Source organism: Mesorhizobium sp. M0615, assembly GCF_040320805.1.
In the GTDB taxonomy this organism is placed as follows: domain Bacteria; phylum Pseudomonadota; class Alphaproteobacteria; order Rhizobiales; family Rhizobiaceae; genus Mesorhizobium.
In genome coordinates, this window is sequence record NZ_JAMYQI010000006.1 from 282,095 (window position 1) to 297,475 (window position 15,381).

General features: G+C 64.2%; 14 protein-coding genes. 5 read left to right on the forward strand and 9 right to left on the reverse strand.

Going from position 1 to position 15,381, the window contains the following annotated elements:
- Nucleotides 1–22: 22 nt before the first annotated feature.
- Entirely contained in the window at nt 23–883 is an 861-nt protein-coding gene (locus NKI46_RS12855) for a C40 family peptidase (protein ID WP_352651314.1), read from the forward strand.
- A 142-nt stretch (nt 884–1,025) separates the two neighbouring features.
- Here NKI46_RS12855 and NKI46_RS12860 read toward each other — a convergent pair whose 3' ends face one another.
- On the reverse strand, nt 1,026–1,220 hold the full coding sequence (locus NKI46_RS12860; RefSeq protein WP_245260071.1) for a hypothetical protein: 195 nt from the start codon (nt 1,218–1,220) through the stop codon (nt 1,026–1,028).
- On the opposite strand from NKI46_RS12860, the gene NKI46_RS12865 reads away from it, so the two are divergent.
- Nucleotides 1,128–3,617, forward strand: a complete 2,490-nt coding sequence (locus NKI46_RS12865) for a ligase-associated DNA damage response DEXH box helicase (RefSeq protein ID WP_352746548.1) — start codon at nt 1,128–1,130, stop codon at nt 3,615–3,617. The genes NKI46_RS12860 and NKI46_RS12865 overlap by 93 nt on opposite strands.
- Nucleotides 3,614–4,330: a ligase-associated DNA damage response endonuclease PdeM gene (pdeM, locus tag NKI46_RS12870; protein ID WP_023681974.1), complete on the forward strand. Its 717-nt coding sequence runs from the start codon at nt 3,614–3,616 to the stop codon at nt 4,328–4,330. The genes NKI46_RS12865 and pdeM overlap by 4 nt, the downstream gene beginning before the upstream one ends.
- A 4-nt stretch (nt 4,331–4,334) precedes the next feature.
- Here pdeM and NKI46_RS12875 read toward each other — a convergent pair whose 3' ends face one another.
- Nucleotides 4,335–5,306: a quinone oxidoreductase family protein gene (locus NKI46_RS12875; protein ID WP_023681973.1), complete on the reverse strand. Its 972-nt coding sequence runs from the start codon at nt 5,304–5,306 to the stop codon at nt 4,335–4,337.
- 94 nt (nt 5,307–5,400) lie between these two features.
- Between NKI46_RS12875 and NKI46_RS12880 the strand changes: the two genes are divergently transcribed.
- On the forward strand, nt 5,401–6,279 hold the full coding sequence (locus NKI46_RS12880) for a LysR substrate-binding domain-containing protein (protein ID WP_023681972.1): 879 nt from the start codon (nt 5,401–5,403) through the stop codon (nt 6,277–6,279).
- 12 nt (nt 6,280–6,291) lie between these two features.
- Here the strand turns inward: NKI46_RS12880 and NKI46_RS12885 are convergent, their stop codons facing one another.
- The 4 genes from NKI46_RS12885 to NKI46_RS12900 are packed head-to-tail and all read right to left on the reverse strand — an operon-like array spanning nt 6,292 to nt 11,215.
- Nucleotides 6,292–7,227 (reverse strand): dimethyl sulfoxide reductase anchor subunit family protein, encoded by a 936-nt coding sequence (locus NKI46_RS12885; protein WP_023738198.1) that lies wholly within the window; start codon nt 7,225–7,227, stop codon nt 6,292–6,294.
- Between the two features lie 3 nt (nt 7,228–7,230).
- Nucleotides 7,231–7,959 carry a 4Fe-4S dicluster domain-containing protein gene (locus NKI46_RS12890; protein ID WP_023738199.1) on the reverse strand — a complete coding sequence of 243 codons (729 nt, stop codon included), beginning with the start codon at nt 7,957–7,959 and terminating at the stop codon, nt 7,231–7,233.
- Nucleotides 7,956–10,886 carry a molybdopterin oxidoreductase family protein gene (locus tag NKI46_RS12895; RefSeq protein WP_023738200.1) on the reverse strand — a complete coding sequence of 977 codons (2,931 nt, stop codon included), beginning with the start codon at nt 10,884–10,886 and terminating at the stop codon, nt 7,956–7,958. The genes NKI46_RS12890 and NKI46_RS12895 overlap by 4 nt, the downstream gene beginning before the upstream one ends.
- Nucleotides 10,883–11,215 carry a hypothetical protein gene (locus tag NKI46_RS12900; RefSeq protein WP_198031477.1) on the reverse strand — a complete coding sequence of 111 codons (333 nt, stop codon included), beginning with the start codon at nt 11,213–11,215 and terminating at the stop codon, nt 10,883–10,885. The genes NKI46_RS12895 and NKI46_RS12900 overlap by 4 nt, the downstream gene beginning before the upstream one ends.
- On the opposite strand from NKI46_RS12900, the gene NKI46_RS12905 reads away from it, so the two are divergent.
- Nucleotides 11,165–12,067 (forward strand): LysR substrate-binding domain-containing protein, encoded by a 903-nt coding sequence (locus tag NKI46_RS12905; RefSeq protein ID WP_023738201.1) that lies wholly within the window; start codon nt 11,165–11,167, stop codon nt 12,065–12,067. The genes NKI46_RS12900 and NKI46_RS12905 overlap by 51 nt on opposite strands.
- A gap of 98 nt (nt 12,068–12,165) precedes the next feature.
- On the opposite strand, the gene NKI46_RS12910 is transcribed toward NKI46_RS12905, so the two are convergent.
- The 3 genes from NKI46_RS12910 to NKI46_RS12920 form a co-directional block, all read right to left on the reverse strand.
- Nucleotides 12,166–13,422 (reverse strand): Hsp70 family protein, encoded by a 1,257-nt coding sequence (locus NKI46_RS12910; RefSeq protein WP_023738202.1) that lies wholly within the window; start codon nt 13,420–13,422, stop codon nt 12,166–12,168.
- Nucleotides 13,423–13,598: 176 nt separating this feature from the next.
- Nucleotides 13,599–14,390, reverse strand: coding sequence for a TIGR02186 family protein (locus NKI46_RS12915; RefSeq protein WP_023696705.1), 792 nt, complete (start codon nt 14,388–14,390; stop codon nt 13,599–13,601).
- Complete coding sequence (locus NKI46_RS12920; protein WP_023669608.1) at nt 14,390–15,313, reverse strand: sulfite exporter TauE/SafE family protein; 924 nt, start codon at nt 15,311–15,313, stop codon at nt 14,390–14,392. The genes NKI46_RS12915 and NKI46_RS12920 overlap by 1 nt, the downstream gene beginning before the upstream one ends.
- Nucleotides 15,314–15,381 lie beyond the last annotated feature (68 nt).

Here is a 15,381-nt window from a genome sequence, read left to right on the forward strand (position 1 = left end):
ATGAATTAGAACGAGTACCGATTTGACTGCCAGGGATGCCCGCCTCCACGCCTTCCGTTCCGACCTCGCCGATGCCAGGCTGAAAGGGGAGGTGTCGGCCGATCGCTTCGTCACCGGCCGTCCGGCCCGGATCACAGCCTCCGTGGCTGACGTGCGCAAGGCACCGCGCCCGGATGCCGGCGTCAACACGCAAATTCTGTTCGGCGACGATGTGCTTGTCTTCGAGGAAGCCGAGGGATGGGCCTGGGTCCAGGCCGAACGTGACGGCTATGTCGGCTACGTCGGCGCCACCATGCTGGGCGCACCCGAGCATGCGCCAACCCACATCGTCACGGCGCCGCGCACCTTCCTCTATCCTGGCCCGGATCTGCGCTTCCCGATCAGCGGCCAATTGTCGATGGGCTCGACGGTGACGGTAACCGGTGCCGCCGAAACGCGCGGCACGCACTATGCGCTGTTGCCCTCCGGCGAGGCGCTGATCGCCGGCCATATTTGCCCGGTCAGTGACATCGCCGCCGACTATGTCTCGGTCGCCGAGATGTTTCTCGGCACGCCCTATCTCTGGGGCGGCACCGCCGGCTTCGGCATCGACTGTTCGGGCCTTGTGCAACTGGCCATGCGCATGGCCGGCCGCAATGTGCTGCGTGATTCCGACATGCAAGCGGCAGGCCTCGGCGAGCCGCTCGATCCGGGATTCGATTATGCCGGACTGAAACGCGGCGACCTGGTGTTCTGGAAGGGCCATGTCGCGATCATGACCGACGCCGAGACAATGATCCACGCCAACGGCCACACCATGCTGGTCTCGAGCGAAGGGCTGAAGGATGCGGTTGATCGGATTGGGTATCTGTATGGCGGGCCGACTGGGTTTCGGCGGCCCTAGCGCCTCTTCCTCGCCCGTTCACGGGGAAAGGTGCCCGAAGGGCGGATGAGGGGCGACGCCAGCGACTGAAAGGTCGCGCTGCGCCTCACTTGCCGGCCGGCATCCCTCTCCCCGTAAACGCGGCGAGGGATAGCTCGGCCGATCACCTTTTGTTCCGATTTTCCTTGGCGATCGCGCGCCGTCGCGCTACCTCTTTCGCGTGACCGAGCAGCCGCGCCTTGCCAAACAGAATGCCGCCGTCCTTCTGCCCGAGCCATTCATCAGATGGTTTGGCGAAAAAGGCTGGTCGCCGCGCGCTCACCAGATCGAGCTGCTGGCGAAGGCTCAAGCCGGGCAATCGGTGCTCTTGATCGCACCGACCGGCGCCGGCAAGACGCTGGCCGGCTTCTTGCCATCGTTGACCGAACTGGCCAACCGCCCCAGACGCAAAGCCAGTATGGCACGGCGCGGCATCCATACGCTCTACATCTCGCCGCTGAAGGCGCTGGCCGTCGACATCGAGCGCAACCTCGGCAAGCCGGTGGAGGAGATCGGCCTGCCCGTCACCATCGAGACGCGCACCGGCGACACGCCTTCCCACAAGCGACAGCGCCAGAAGCTGGCGCCGCCCGATATCCTGCTCACCACGCCCGAGCAATTGGCGCTGCTGATTGCGGCGGGCGATGCCGGGCGCTTCTTCGAGGATCTGCGCTATGTCGTGCTCGACGAGCTGCATTCGCTGGTGACATCGAAACGCGGCCATCTGCTGGCGCTCGGGCTGGCGCGGCTGCGCAGCATCGTGCCCGGCCTGCAGACGATCGGTCTGTCGGCAACGGTGGCCGAGCCCGACGAATTGCGGCGCTGGCTGGTCAGCCAGAATCCACCGGGAGACATGGCTGAACTCATCGTCGTCACCGGCGGCGCGAAGCCCGAAATCTCGATCCTCGATTCGGAAGAGCGCGTGCCATGGGCCGGCCATTCGGCGCGCTATGCGACGCCGGAAATCTATCGCGAGATCAAGCGCCACAAGACCACCCTGCTGTTCGTCAACACCCGCAGCCAGGCCGAGCTGCTGTTTCAGGAATTGTGGCGGGTCAACGAGGATACCTTGCCGATCGCGCTGCATCACGGCTCGCTCGATGTCGCCCAGCGCCGACGCGTCGAGAAGGCGATGGGGGAAAACGCGCTCCGTGCCATTGTCGCCACCTCGACGCTCGACCTTGGCATCGATTGGGGCGATGTCGATCTGGTCGTCCATGTCGGCGCGCCCAAGGGCGCCAGCCGGCTGGCGCAGCGCATCGGCCGTGCCAACCACCGCATGGACGAGCCGTCGAAGGCGATCCTCATCCCGGCCAATCGTTTCGAGGTGCTGGAGTGCCGGGCAGCGCTGGACGCCAACTATCTGGGCGCCCAGGATACGCCGCCGCTGGTCAATGGCGGGCTCGATGTGCTGGCCCAGCATGTGCTGGGCTGCGCCTGCGGAGCGCCGTTTCGCGCCGACGATCTCTACGAGGAAGTGCTGACAGCAGCGCCCTATGCCAGCCTCGACCGGCCGACATTCGACCGCGTCATCGATTTCGTCGCCACCGGCGGCTACGCACTGAAGAACTACGAGCGCTACGCCCGCATCCGCCTCAACAAGGACGGCATGTGGCGGGTCTCCAATCCCCGCGTCGCGCAGCAATATCGGCTGAACGTCGGCACCATCATCGAGGTGCCGGCGCTCAATGTGCGTTACGTCAAGGCCGGCAGCAAAGGCTCGGCTTCGCACGGCGGCCGGGCTCTGGGCAAGATCGAGGAGGCCTTCCTCGAAACGCTGACGCATGGCGACACCTTCATGTTTGCCGGCAAAGTGCTGCGCTTCGAAGGCATCCGCGAGAACGAATGCTTCGTCTCGAATGCGCCGGGAAGCGACGCCAAGGTTCCTTATTATGGCGGCGGCAAATTTCCGCTTTCGACTTACCTCGCCGAGCAGGTGCGCGCCATGCTGGACGACCCGCAGCGCTGGAAGAAGCTGCCCGAGCAGGTATCGGACTGGCTGCGGTTCCAGGCCGACAAATCGGTATTGCCCAAACGCGACGACCTCTTGATCGAGACCTTTCCGCGCGGCAACCGTCACTATCTCGTCGCTTATCCTTTCGAGGGCAGGCTGGCGCACCAGACGCTCGGCATGCTGCTCACCCGCCGGCTGGACAGGGCCGGCGCCAGGCCGCTTGGCTTCGTCGCCACCGACTACGCATTGGCCATCTGGTCGCTGGGCGATATGGGCGCGATGTTCAAATCGCGGAAACCTTCGCTTGGCGCTCTGTTCGACCAGGACATGCTGGGCGACGACCTCGAGGCTTGGCTGGCCGACAGCTGGCTGCTCAAGCGCACCTTCCGCAACTGCGCGCTGATTTCAGGCCTGATCGAGAAGCGCCACCCCGGCCAGGAGAAAAGCGGCCGTCAGGTCACCGTCTCGACCGATCTGATCTATGACGTGCTGCGCAGCCATGAGCCCGACCACATCCTGCTGCAGGCGACGCGCGCCGACGCGGCGACCGGTCTGCTCGATGTCAGCAGACTTGCCGACATGCTCTCGCGTATCCAGGGTCGAATCGTGCATAAGGCACTCGAACAGATATCGCCGCTGGCCGTGCCGATCATGCTCGAAATCGGCAAGATGCCGGTGAATGGCGAGGCCGACGAAACGCTGCTGATGGATGCCGCGACTTTGGTCGAGGAAGCCATGGGTCCTGGGATGGTTGAGGAATGAATTTTTCGCTGGCGCGGGCATCGCTGATCGCCGAGGCCGACTTTGTCGGCATCGCGGGCGAGCGCGCGGTCTGTGATTCGCGCGGCGTGCTCTATTTCCCCGATCTGAGGCTGCTCGCGGTCTCTGACCTGCATCTGGAAAAAGGCTCGTCCTTCGCCAGGCGCGGCGCGCTGATCCCGCCCTATGACACCGGCGCCACTCTGCTGCGGCTGCAAGCGGTGATCGCCGACTACCAGCCGGCCATCGTCATCAGCCTGGGCGACTCCTTCCACGACGGCGGCGGTGCCGAGCGCATGCATGCGAGTTTTCGCGAGCTGCTGGAAGCGCTGATGGCCGGCCGCGACTGGTTCTGGGTCGCCGGCAACCATGACCCGGAAGCGCCGGCGGATTTGCCCGGCGAGACGGTGCGCGAACTCGCCATCGGCTCGCTGCTGTTCCGCCACGAGCCGTCGAAGGTAAGAACCGAGGGCGAAGTTGCCGGCCATCTTCACCCTTGCGCCCGCATCGTCCAGCAGGGCCGCTCGGTTCGGCGGCGCTGCTTTGCCGGCGATGGCGGCCGCATGATCATGCCGGCCTTCGGCGCCTATACCGGTTCGCTCAACGTGCTCGACCGCGCCTATGCCGGGCTGTTCCGCCGCGAGACGTTGATAGCCTATATGATGGGCGCCGCGCGCATCTTCGCCATTTCCGGTTCGATGCTGCGGCCGGGCTAAGTTTCTACGGTATAAGCACGGTTGCGCCTGTCGTCTGCCGTGCTTCGAGCCGGCGATGCGCCTCCGCCACTTCGGCAAGCGGCATGCTTGTGTGCACCGGGATTTTCACTGCGTCGCTGAGGACGACGCTGAACAGATCCTCGCTCATGGCGACAACGTCCTCACGCCTGGCGAGATGATGGAACAGCAACTGCCAGGTGGCGAACAGCGAACCCTTTTGCATCAAAAGCATGATGTCGAAGGGCGGGATCGACCCCGACGCTGTGCCGTAGCTGACGAAGGTGCCGAACGGCCGCAGGCAGTCGAGCGAGGCCGGGAAGGTCGCGTTGCCGACGCCGTCATAGACGACGTGGCAGCCTTCGCCGTTGGTGACCTCTTTCACCCGTGCGGCGAAATTCTCTTTGCAGTATTCGATGACATGGTCGCAGCCATTGGCGCGCGCAAGTTCGGCCTTTTCGGGTGAACCGACCGTGCCGATGACGGTCGCGCCGAGATGCTTTGCCCATTGCGTCAGGATGAGTCCGACGCCGCCCGCCGCGGCATGCACCAGGATGGTATGGCCCGCCTCGACGCGAAACGTGCGACGCAGCAGATATTGCGCCGTCAGCCCCTTCAGCATCATGGCCGCGCCCGTCTCGAAATCGATGGAGTCGGGCAGATGCACGACGAAATGCGCCGGCACGATGCGTTCTTCGGCATAGGCGCCGAGGGTCTCGACATAGGCCACTCGGTCGCCAGGCGCGAAGCCGCTGACGCCTTCACCGACGGCGACGATTTCGCCGGCGCCTTCATTGCCGAGAATGAATGGCAGAGCGGGCGGCGCGTATTCGCCGGTGCGAAAATAGATGTCGACGAAATTGAGACCGACCGCCCGGTTGCGCACGCGCACCTCGCCCGGTCCGGGCTGGCCGATGTCGACATCTTCGTAGGCGAGCACATCTGGCCCGCCATGGCGGTGAACACGGATCGCTTTCATGGTTTTCTCCCCTGCGCTGTTCCCTTGAGTGTGAGATAGCGCGTGGCGGGATATCATTGTAGACTGATACCGGTGACATCAGAGTTCAAACAAAATGATATCTGAACAGATCGGCCTCGACCTTCTCCGCACCTATGTCGCGGTCTGCCGGCAGGGTAGCCTGAGCAGGGTCGCCGCGCAGACCGGTAAGACCCAATCGGCGCTGAGCATGCAGATGCGCCGGCTGGAGGGCCTGCTCCAACGGCACTTGTTCCAGCGCACCGGCCGCGGTGTCGTACCGACTGCGGAGGGAGAGCTCTTTCTGGGATACGCCACCCGCATCCTGGCTCTCGGCGATGAAGCGGTGGCGCGTCTGCAGCAGACCGGCATAGGCGGCGGCGTGCGAATCGGTCTCGCCGAGGAGGTCACGACGGCAGCGCTTTCGGCCGCGCTCGGGCGGCTGCATCGCACCTATCCCGACATCAGCCTTGGCGCGATGGTCGAGCACAGCGTCTCGCTCGGACGGCTATGGAGCGAGGACGCGCTGGATGTCATGATTGCCCCGACATCCGTCGTAACAGCCGATGCCCTGAGGACATGGAATGTCGAACTGCAGTGGGTCTGTGCCCAGGACTATGTGCTGGATCATGACCGGCCGCTCGATCTCGTCGCCTTTGGCGCAACCTGCCCTTGGCGCAGGCGTATGATAGAGGCGCTGGTTGCCGCCGGCCGGCAGCACAGGATCGCCTTGTCCTGCCAGAGCGTCACCGGCCTTCAGGCGGCGATCGAGAACGGACTGGGCGTTGGACTGCTTCCGCCCGAATCGGTGCGCACCGCTTCGATGCGGGTGCTGAAGACGTCAGCCGGTCTGCCCGAGCCGCTCACGGTCCAATACGGCCTTTACGCGCACGACCGCAGGACAGCTGTTGTCGATGCCGCGATCGAAATCCTCCTTAAGGATTTGCCCGTCGCGCCAGAAGCGCGAGCCGCCTGACGGCGGGACGCTCTACCGGCCGTAATAGAGGGTGACGGTGTGCTTCGCCTCGGCGAAGAACAGCCAGCGCTCGACCAGCATGCCGGCAAACTGGACGATTGCCGCAAGCACCGACAGCGCCGCTGCGAACGGCCAGGGCAAAGCGAACAGAACAGCAAGCAGCAGGGCAGGCAAGGCGAAAGCCAGCACCTGCGTGATACGACGCAGCCTGGCGCCGTGCTTGCGCGCGATGCGAAAGCCCATTTCCTTGAGCAGGTAGTTCTCTTCGGTGTGCGGCCATTCCAGTGAGCGCACTGTACCCCCGGCGAGCCCCGTTGCCGTGTTGGCGGTGCTCGCAATCTCCAGCGCGTCATTGTATCGCCACGTCGCCAGCTTCCAGCCCCAGCCGAGCAAGGTCAGCAGCAGGGCGGCTACCGCAACGGCGGTCGGGCTGATGGCGAAAGCCTGCAGCAGCGCGTTCAACAGCACGCTGCCGGTCATCGCCGAAAAGATGACATAGCCCGGCAGCGTATACGGGCTATGCCACTGCGCGATCGGCTTCAGCGAGGCATAGATCATGCCGGTGGTGCAGACGGTGACGATTGCGCCGATAGTTGCGAGAAACCCGGCGATGGCCATCCAGCCTCCGGTGCGGCCAAAAAACACCCAGCCGATGCCGAACAGCCCGGCGGGAATGAAGGTCGCGACCGAGGCCACGCCTTCGCGCGACAGCCAGGAACTGCGCCATTGCGAGAAGGCGCGCCATGCACGTTCGGGGCGGCCGAGATGGCCGGTCGAGGACAATAGGCCGGCGGCGATCAGGCCGAGCGACAGCCCCATGCCGATAAGGCCGAGCCAGAAATGGGCCGGGATAAAACCCAGTCCGCCAAGCACGCCAAGCAGCGCCAGCAGGCCGTAGCCCGCTCCTGTGGCAGTTGTGAAGAAGACGACGGAAAAGGCTGGATGCATTGGTCAGTTCGAAAGCATGCGGTCGATCCAGCCGAGAAAACCGCCTTCGGCCGTGACTGGCTCGAGCCTTGGCGCCGGCACCGATGCGGCGCGCTGGGCGCGCGGCGGCAGATATTTGTTGGTCGGTTTGTAGCCCATCTCCGGCATCAGGTCGACGCCGCCACGCTCCGCCACCAGTTGCGAGACAGCCGACGAGGGATCGCCGAGATCGCCGAAATGCCGGGCGCTGGTCGGGCAGGCGGCAACGCAGGCCGGCACGCGGTCTTCCTCGGCCAGATTGTCATTGTAGATGCGATCGACGCAAAGCGTGCATTTCTTCATCACGCCGACATCGGTGTCGAATTCGCGCGCGCCATAGGGGCACGCCCAGCTGCACAGTTTGCAGCCGATGCATTTGCTTTCGTCGATCAGCACGATGCCGTCCGACGCCCGCTTGTAGGACGCGCCGGTCGGGCAGACAGTGACGCAGGCAGGCGTCTCGCAATGCAGGCAGGAGCGCGGAAAGTTGACCGTGCGCCCGCCCGCCTCGGTCGTGTGCTCGTAGCTGTGCACGCGGTTGAACCAGACGCCGTCGACATGGCCGCCATAGGGGTCGATGTCGGTCAGCGGCGCCATGTGGCCGCCGGTGTTCCACTCCTTGCAGGCGGTGACGCAGGCCTGGCAGCCGACGCAGGTGTCGAGGTCGATGACCAGGCCAAGCTTCTTGTCTGTATGGGCGGGAAGGCAGGTCATTCCACGGCTTCCCTATTGACGCGGAACTCGGCGCCGAAGCGAAGGATGTCGGGCGAAGGCTCGACATTTGGCGGCTGGCTGAAACGCTCGAATTGCGGTTCGGTGAAGCCGGCTTCCTCATCAGAGCATTTGAGGATGCGTACCCTGAGGTCGAACCACGCCGCCTGGCCGGTCACCGGATCGGAATTCGAATAGCGTTTGCCTTTCGCGTCAGCCGATGTCTGGTCGCCGATAATGTGGTTGAGCAGGAAGCCGCGATTGCTCTCGGCAGCGTTGTCCTTAAGCCCCCAGCTGCCGCGCCTTTTGCCGATGGCGTTCCATGTCCAGACCGTATCCGCATTGACCCCGTCGACCAGCTTGATCTGCCCCTTCACCCGGCCATTGATGCTTTCGATCCACACCCAGTCGTCGTCGAAAAGGCCGAGGCCCGCCGCGGTCTTGTGGTGCACGAACAGGCGGTTCTGGCTGGTGATTTGCCGCAGCCACGCGTTCTGCGAACCCCAGGAATGATACATGTGCATCGGCCGCTGCGTCAGCGCATGCAGCGGATATTTCTGCGGATCGACGGCGGCCTCCTCGAACGGCGTAAACCAGAACGGCAGCGGGTCCATATAGGTCTCGATGCGCTGGCGCTCGCTCTCCGGCGGTTGGACGCGACCATGACCGCGCGCGGCGAGGCGAAAGCGCTGCATCGGTTCGCAATAGAGCTGGAACACGATCGGCTCGGCCTTGGGGATGAACCCCATCTGCTCTGCGAAGTCGAGATAGGAGCGGTTCGCCATCTTGTAATAGCGCTGGTCCTCAGCAAAATCCTGGTGCCAGAAGCCGCCATTGTCGATGTAGTGCTGCAACTGGTCGGGATTGACTTCGCCCTCGCCGACAGACGTGCCGTCCTTGCCGCGCCAGCCGGCGAGCGGCCCAATGCCGGGCGTGCGTTCGTGATTGACGATGTAGTCGGCATAGTCGGCATATCTGGCCGAGCTATCGTCCTCGACGAAGCCGGGCAGGCCAAGCCGAGCGCCAAGTTCGATCAGCACCGATTGGAACGGCCTGACATCTCGGTCCGGTTCGACCACCGGATGGCGGATCGCGTCGCCCGGCCCGTCGGCATGGCTGATCGGCCGGTCGAGCAGGCTGATGCAGTCGTGACGTTCGAGATAGGTGGTGTCGGGCAGCACCAGATCGGCGAACGGCACCGTCTCGGAATAATAGGCGTCGGAATAGATGATGAAGGGGATCTTGTAGTTACCCGCTTCGTCATGGTCGGTGAGCATGGCAATGGTCTCGACGGTGTTCATCGAGGAATTCCAAGCCATGTTCGACATGTACATCATCAGCGTGTCGATCGGGTACGGGTCACCGGCCCACGCATTTCGGATGACCGTATGCATCAGCCCATGCGCGGCGAGCGGCGCATCCCAGGAATAAGCCTTGTCGATGCGCAAAGGCGTGCCGGCCTCGTCGACCAGGAGATCGTCCGGCCCGCAGACGAAGCCGAGCGGCATGCCGTCGAGCGGCGTCATCGGCCTGACCACCTTGCCGGCCGGCTTCGGTCCCGGGGGCGCCGAGCGCGGGTAGGGGGGCTTGAAACGGAAGCCGCCGGGCACGTCCACCGTGCCGAGCAGCACCTGCAGCAGGTGGATGGCGCGGCAGGAGTGAAAGCCGTTGGAGTGGGCCGAGATGCCGCGCATGGCATGCATCGACACCGGCCGTCCCTTGATCGTCTCGTGCCGGCGTCCGGCCCAGTCGGTCCACGCAACCGGCAGTTCGACCGTCTGTTCGAAGGCGACGTGGGCGAGTTCGGCAGCGATCCGGCGGATGGTGTCGGCCGGAATGCCGCATCGTGCCGCGACCGCATCGGGTGCGTAGCTGTCGTCCATGTAGCGGTCGGCGATAAGCCGGAACACCGGCACGCAGCGGCGGCCGGCGAACGTGAAGCTGCCGGTCAGCGCCGGCTTCGCATCCGCATCGGCTGCGTTGACGGTTGTCTTCGCCACTCTGTCCCACGCGAGAAGATTGTTGTCGCTGTCGCGCAGGAATAGCCCGTCATCGACCGCGCCCGGCTCCTGGACGACCAGCACATGGGCGTTGGTGTAGCGCAGCAGATAATCGAGATCGACGCGGCCTGCCTTCAGCAGTTCATGGATTAGGGCGAAGACGAAGAGGCCGTCGGTGCCGGGCCGGATCCCGATCCAGTCGTCGGCAATGGCGTTGTAGCCGGTGCGACAGGGGTTGATCGACACCACCTTGGCGCCGCGCGCCTTGAGTTTACCCAAGCCGATCTTGATCGGGTTGGAATCATGGTCCTCGGCGACGCCGAACAGCATGAAGTATTTCGTATTGTCCCAGTCCGGCTCGCCGAACTCCCAGAACGAGCCGCCGATCGTGTAGAGCCCGCCGGCCGCCATGTTGACCGAGCAGAAGCCGCCATGGGCGGCGAAGTTCGGCGTGCCGAACTGGCTCGCCCACCAGCCGGTCAGCGACTGCGACTGGTCGCGCCCGGTGAAGAAGGCGAGCTTTTTCGGATCGGCCCGGCGGATATTCGATAGCCGCCCGGTCGCAATCGAAAACGCTTCCTCCCACTCGATCTCGCGGAATTCGCCCGAGCCGCGCAGGCCGCTGCGCAACAGCGGCTTCTTCAGCCGCGCCGGGCTGTAGTGCTGCATGATGCCGGAGCTGCCCTTGCCGCAGATTACGCCGCGGTTGACCGGATGGTCCTTGTTGCCGTTGATGTAGCGCACCTTGCCGTTCTTGATATGGACGTCAATGCCGCAGCGGCAGGCGCACATATAGCAGGTGGTCTTGGCGATGCTGTCGGAGACATCGGGCGAGGTGTCGACGCCGTCGCCTTCATCCGGCGCGCGCGTGTCGGCAAGCGGCCGTTGCGACGGTGCGGAATTGGCCCCGCGCGGCGCAGCTGGGTTCATGATGCCGGCGTGCTTTTGCTACCTGCGAATTTGGCCCGCGTCTTCGGTCCGGGGCCACGCATATAGTGTTCTTCAGGATGATAGCGGTCGCCGGCCAGCCGCCGCCTGAGGCCACGGGTCCAATGCGCAAACAGGGATCTGAACCGCCCGATCATTTTGTTGGCTGCGATTTGTTGGCGAATTTTTTCTAACTTCGGCAGAAAAAGTAGAATAAAGCTATCGATCCGTCTAATCAGTTGTTCTTGTAAATTCGATCGGAATTGGTTCTTAATGCACACATGACGCTGGACCAGTTGCGCATTTTCGTTGCCGTTGCCGAACGCGGCCATATGACCAAGGCGGCGGAGCTTTTGGGCATCTCCCAGTCGGCGGCGTCGGCCGCCATCCGCGCGCTCGAAGAGCAGCATGGCGTTCATCTGTTCAACCGTGTCGGCCGCAACATCGAGCTGGCTCAGACCGGCCACCGTTTCCTGCCCGAGGCCAAGGCGGTGCTGGAACGCGCCGCCGCCGCCCGAAATGTGCTGGAGCATGTCTCGCAGACGGTCGCCGGCAGTCTGTCCATCGCCGCCAGCCTGACCATCGCCAGCTACTGGCTGCCGCGCAGGCTGGCCTCTTTCCACGAGGCCTACCCGGCGGTGCGCTTAAGCGTCAGCATCGGCAACACCAGGCAGGTCGAGGCCAATGTGCTCGACGGCACCGCCGATCTCGGTCTGGTCGAGGGGCGCACCGAGTCAGACATCCTCCGCCGCACCAAGGTCGACGTCGACAGGTTGATGCTGGTCGTCGCCGCCTCGCATCCCGAAATCGCCGAGATCGCGCCGGGCCGCCCGGATATCAGAGGGCTGCGCTGGATCATCCGTGAGGGTGGTTCCGGCACGCGCGAGGTGCTGGAGGACCTGGCCCGCCGCGAGGGGATATCGCTTGGCGACCTGCAGATATTTCTGGTGCTGCCGAGCAACGAGGCGGTTCGCCAGGCGATCGAGGCCGGCGCCGGCGCCACCATCATCTCGGACCTCGTCGTCGGACGCGCCGTCGCCGAGGGCAGTCTCCGGTCGGTGCCGCTCGAACTGCCGAAGCGCGACTTCGCCATGATCACCCATCGTGACCGCCGGGCAAGCCTGGCCCAGATGGCGCTCAAGGCGCATCTCGGCGCTGAAGCGGGGAACGGCATCCCGGCATAGCCGTCCTCAGGGCATCTGATATCGGTCTAGGGTCGGGGTGAAATGGTGCGGCCTCGTTTGGGTATTTATGGTCATTGTGGGTAGCCGCAGTTATGTGTTCAGGAGAACTTCCGCTGCGCATCCAGCGCCAGGCCGAGGCCAACCGAGCCGAACATGTCGCCCTCGATAACGGCGGCTTGCGGCACCAGCGACAGGATTTCACGCCGTGCCAGCGGGATCGCGGTCGAACCGCCGGTGAGGAATACGGCGGTGATCGCAGACGCCGTTATGCCGGCATCGGCAATCGTCTGCCGCACCGTAGCGGACACCCGCTCGATGTCGGCGGCGATGGTCTCTTCCAGGCCGGTCCGCGTGATCTCGGCGGCAAAACCCGCGCCGGGCAGTGCCACCGTCACATCAGCCGAAGCCTGATCTGTCAGCGCGATCTTGGCTCGTTCGACCAGGCCGGCCAGCGCATGGCCGTAACGGTGCTCGACAATATGGATGAAGCGGTCGACAAGGTCGGCGCGGACGGCCTCGAAGCGGATCTGCCTCAGATGCGTCATCGCCTTGGCGGTGTAAACGAGGTTGATGCGTTGCCACGTCGCGAGATCAATGAAATAGCTCGCCGGCAGGTTGCGCTTGCCGTCTTTTGTGGGCGAGAGATAGCCGAGCTTGGGCATGACATGGGCAATGCTGAGCAGCCGGTCGAAATCGGTGCCGCCGATATGGATGCCGCGGTTGGCCAGGATATCGTCCTTGCGGTCGCGTGAGCGGGCGCGTTGCGGCGAAACGCGCACGATCGAGAAGTCGGACGTGCCGCCGCCCATGTCGACGATCAACGCCAGTTCCTCGCGCTTCACGTCCTGCTCATAGTCGAGCGCTGCCGCGATCGGTTCGAACTGGAAGGCGATGTGCTTGAAGCCTTGCGCGCGCGCCGCCTTTTCAAGCTCGCTTTGCGCCTTGGCATCGGCTTCCACATCGTCGTCGACAAATTGCACCGGCCGGCCGAGCACAACGTTCTCCACCGGAGCGCCGGCATCTTCCTCAAGCCGCTTCTTCAAATGGCCGACGAACATGCCGACAATGTCGATGAAACCGATCTGCCGGGCCTTGATCCGCGTCTTCTCATGCGCCAGCGAACTGCCGAGCACGCTCTTCAGCGACCGCATCAGCCGGCCTTCGATGGCATCGGTGTAGTCGGCAATGGCGCGGCGGCCGAAATAGGTGTGACCGTCCTCGAAGTTGAAGAAAACCGCGCTTGGCAATGTCGGCTGTTCACCTTCCAGCGCCACCAGCCGTGCCTGGCCGTTGCGGATCACGCCCACCGTAGAATTGGACGTGCCGAAATCGATGCCGCCAAATGCCTGGTGCATTGCAGCCTCCTGTCATTGGGTCGTCGCTGTGGCGGGCGTCCGCAAGGCGCGCGCCGTCCAGAGGCCTGACCGTTCTGCCGAATGATTGTGCGTGTAACCCGAGGGTTGGGAGGCGGCGGTCTATCGCAAGACTGAGAAAAGGGGAACCCCCTTTCCCCGGAAATGGGTCGTGCGCGTCAATCCCTGCGGAAGATCAGCCTGCCCAGCCAGCCGGTGATCATGGCCAGCGACACGGAGAAGACGCCGTAGAGGAAGGAGTAATCATGCGCGACGCGGAAGATCGACTGTTCGAAACCCGATTTGCGGATTTCGAGCTGGGCCGAGCTTTCCTTGAGGAACAGGCCGCTCTTGAACAGGAACGCGCGGGCTTTATGCGTTCCAACCGGGACGTTGGGCGCCAGCCGCACCGTGGCGCGAAACAGGTTCTGCGACAAGAACTGCACGCCGCCGACATTCTCGCTATAGAGGCCGGTCGCCGCCTTGCGCTCGCGCAGCGCCACGGTGAATTCCTCGATCGTCGCCGGACTGTCGGTTACCTCGGCCGGCTGCATGTAAAGGTTGGAGGCGCCGAGCGACAGCTGCTTGTAGCTGTTGGGTTCGGTGATGTCCTGCAGCGGCCGCGTCGTGGCGACGGAGTAGGATACCGGCACGTTCTCGAAGGTTTCGGATTCCAGATTGACCCAGACGCCGAGCACGCGGTCCTTGCGGCGCACCACCACCGGCCGCGGCGGGCCTTCGAGCACGACGATGACGTCGTAGCGCCCCTGTCGCGCGACCAGCGGGTCGGGGTTTTCCAGCGAACCGAAAATGGTCAGGTCGGCGCCGGAAAAACCGGCGGTGATCGACACGGCGTCGGTGGAGAGACCGATCTGGATGCCTTCCGGCAAGGGGTTCGGCGATTGCGCTGCGGCCGGCAGAGCGACGGCGATAAGCAAAGCGGCGGCCGAAAAAATCCCCCACCGCGGCATCAGTTCAGGCCCGCGGCGGTCAGCGAATAGAGGTTTGGCGGCGTGACGAAGAGATCGATGGCAAGCCGGATGGCAACCGCCAGCACCAGCAGCGCCAGCAGTGCCCTGAGCTGTTCGCCGCGCAGCTTCTGTCCTGCCTTGGCGCCATATTGCGCGCCGGCAACGCCGCCCGCCATCAGCAGGAAGGCAAGCATGACGTCGACCGTCTGGTTGGTGGTGGCGTGGACAAGCGTGGTGTAGGCCGAGGTGAAAATGATCTGGAACAGCGAGGTGCCGATGACGACGTTGGTCGGCACTTTCAAGAGATAGATCAGCGCCGGCACCATGATGAAGCCGCCGCCGACACCCATGATCGACGACAGGAAGCCGATGCCGGCGCCGAGCCCCAGCACCGGAATGACGCTGACGAACAGCTTCGAGGCCCTGAAGCGCATCTTCAGCGGCAGCCGGTGGATCCAGTTGTGCTGGCCGGATTTCTTCAAGACCGGCGCCGCACCGCTGCGCGTGGCGCGCAGCGCATTGACGCTCTCGACCAGCATCAGCCCGCCGACGGTGCCGAGCAGCACGACGTAGAGCAGCGAAATGAACAAATCGAGTTGGCCGAGCCGGCGCAGGAAGGCAAAGACAAAGATACCTCCGGTCGAGCCGACGATGCCGCCGGCCAGCAGCACCCCGCCGAGCTTGAAGTCGAGCGTGCCGCGCTTCATGTGCGACAGCGCGCCGGAGAAGGAGGAGGCGATAACCTGGTTGGCGCCGGTAGCAACGGCGATTGCCGGCGGGATGTTGTAGAAGATCAAGAGCGGCGTGATCAGAAAGCCGCCACCGACCCCGAACATGCCCGACAGGAAACCCACCGCCGCGCCCATTGCCAGCAGCACGAAGACGTTGACGGAAATTTCCGCGATCGGGAGATAGATGCCCACCCGTCAGTCTCGATCAGTTTGCCTGTCGGCGATTGCAGCCATTCCAGGGCATTGTCGCACCGAAAAGC

What these genes read in the sequence shown, in the direction of transcription:
- pdeM (WP_023681974.1), top strand. Translation starts at nt 3,614, where the DNA reads ATGAATTTTTCGCTGGCGCGGGCATCGCTGATCGCCGAGGCCGACTTT.
- NKI46_RS12875 (WP_023681973.1), bottom strand. Translation starts at nt 5,306, where the DNA reads ATGAAAGCGATCCGTGTTCACCGCCATGGCGGGCCAGATGTGCTCGCC.
- NKI46_RS12880 (WP_023681972.1), top strand. Translation starts at nt 5,401, where the DNA reads ATGATATCTGAACAGATCGGCCTCGACCTTCTCCGCACCTATGTCGCG.
- NKI46_RS12885 (WP_023738198.1), bottom strand. Translation starts at nt 7,227, where the DNA reads ATGCATCCAGCCTTTTCCGTCGTCTTCTTCACAACTGCCACAGGAGCG.
- NKI46_RS12890 (WP_023738199.1), bottom strand. Translation starts at nt 7,959, where the DNA reads ATGACCTGCCTTCCCGCCCATACAGACAAGAAGCTTGGCCTGGTCATC.
- NKI46_RS12895 (WP_023738200.1), bottom strand. Translation starts at nt 10,886, where the DNA reads ATGAACCCAGCTGCGCCGCGCGGGGCCAATTCCGCACCGTCGCAACGG.
- NKI46_RS12905 (WP_023738201.1), top strand. Translation starts at nt 11,165, where the DNA reads ATGACGCTGGACCAGTTGCGCATTTTCGTTGCCGTTGCCGAACGCGGC.
- NKI46_RS12900 (WP_198031477.1), bottom strand. Translation starts at nt 11,215, where the DNA reads ATGGCCGCGTTCGGCAACGGCAACGAAAATGCGCAACTGGTCCAGCGT.
- NKI46_RS12910 (WP_023738202.1), bottom strand. Translation starts at nt 13,422, where the DNA reads ATGCACCAGGCATTTGGCGGCATCGATTTCGGCACGTCCAATTCTACG.
- NKI46_RS12915 (WP_023696705.1), bottom strand. Translation starts at nt 14,390, where the DNA reads ATGCCGCGGTGGGGGATTTTTTCGGCCGCCGCTTTGCTTATCGCCGTC.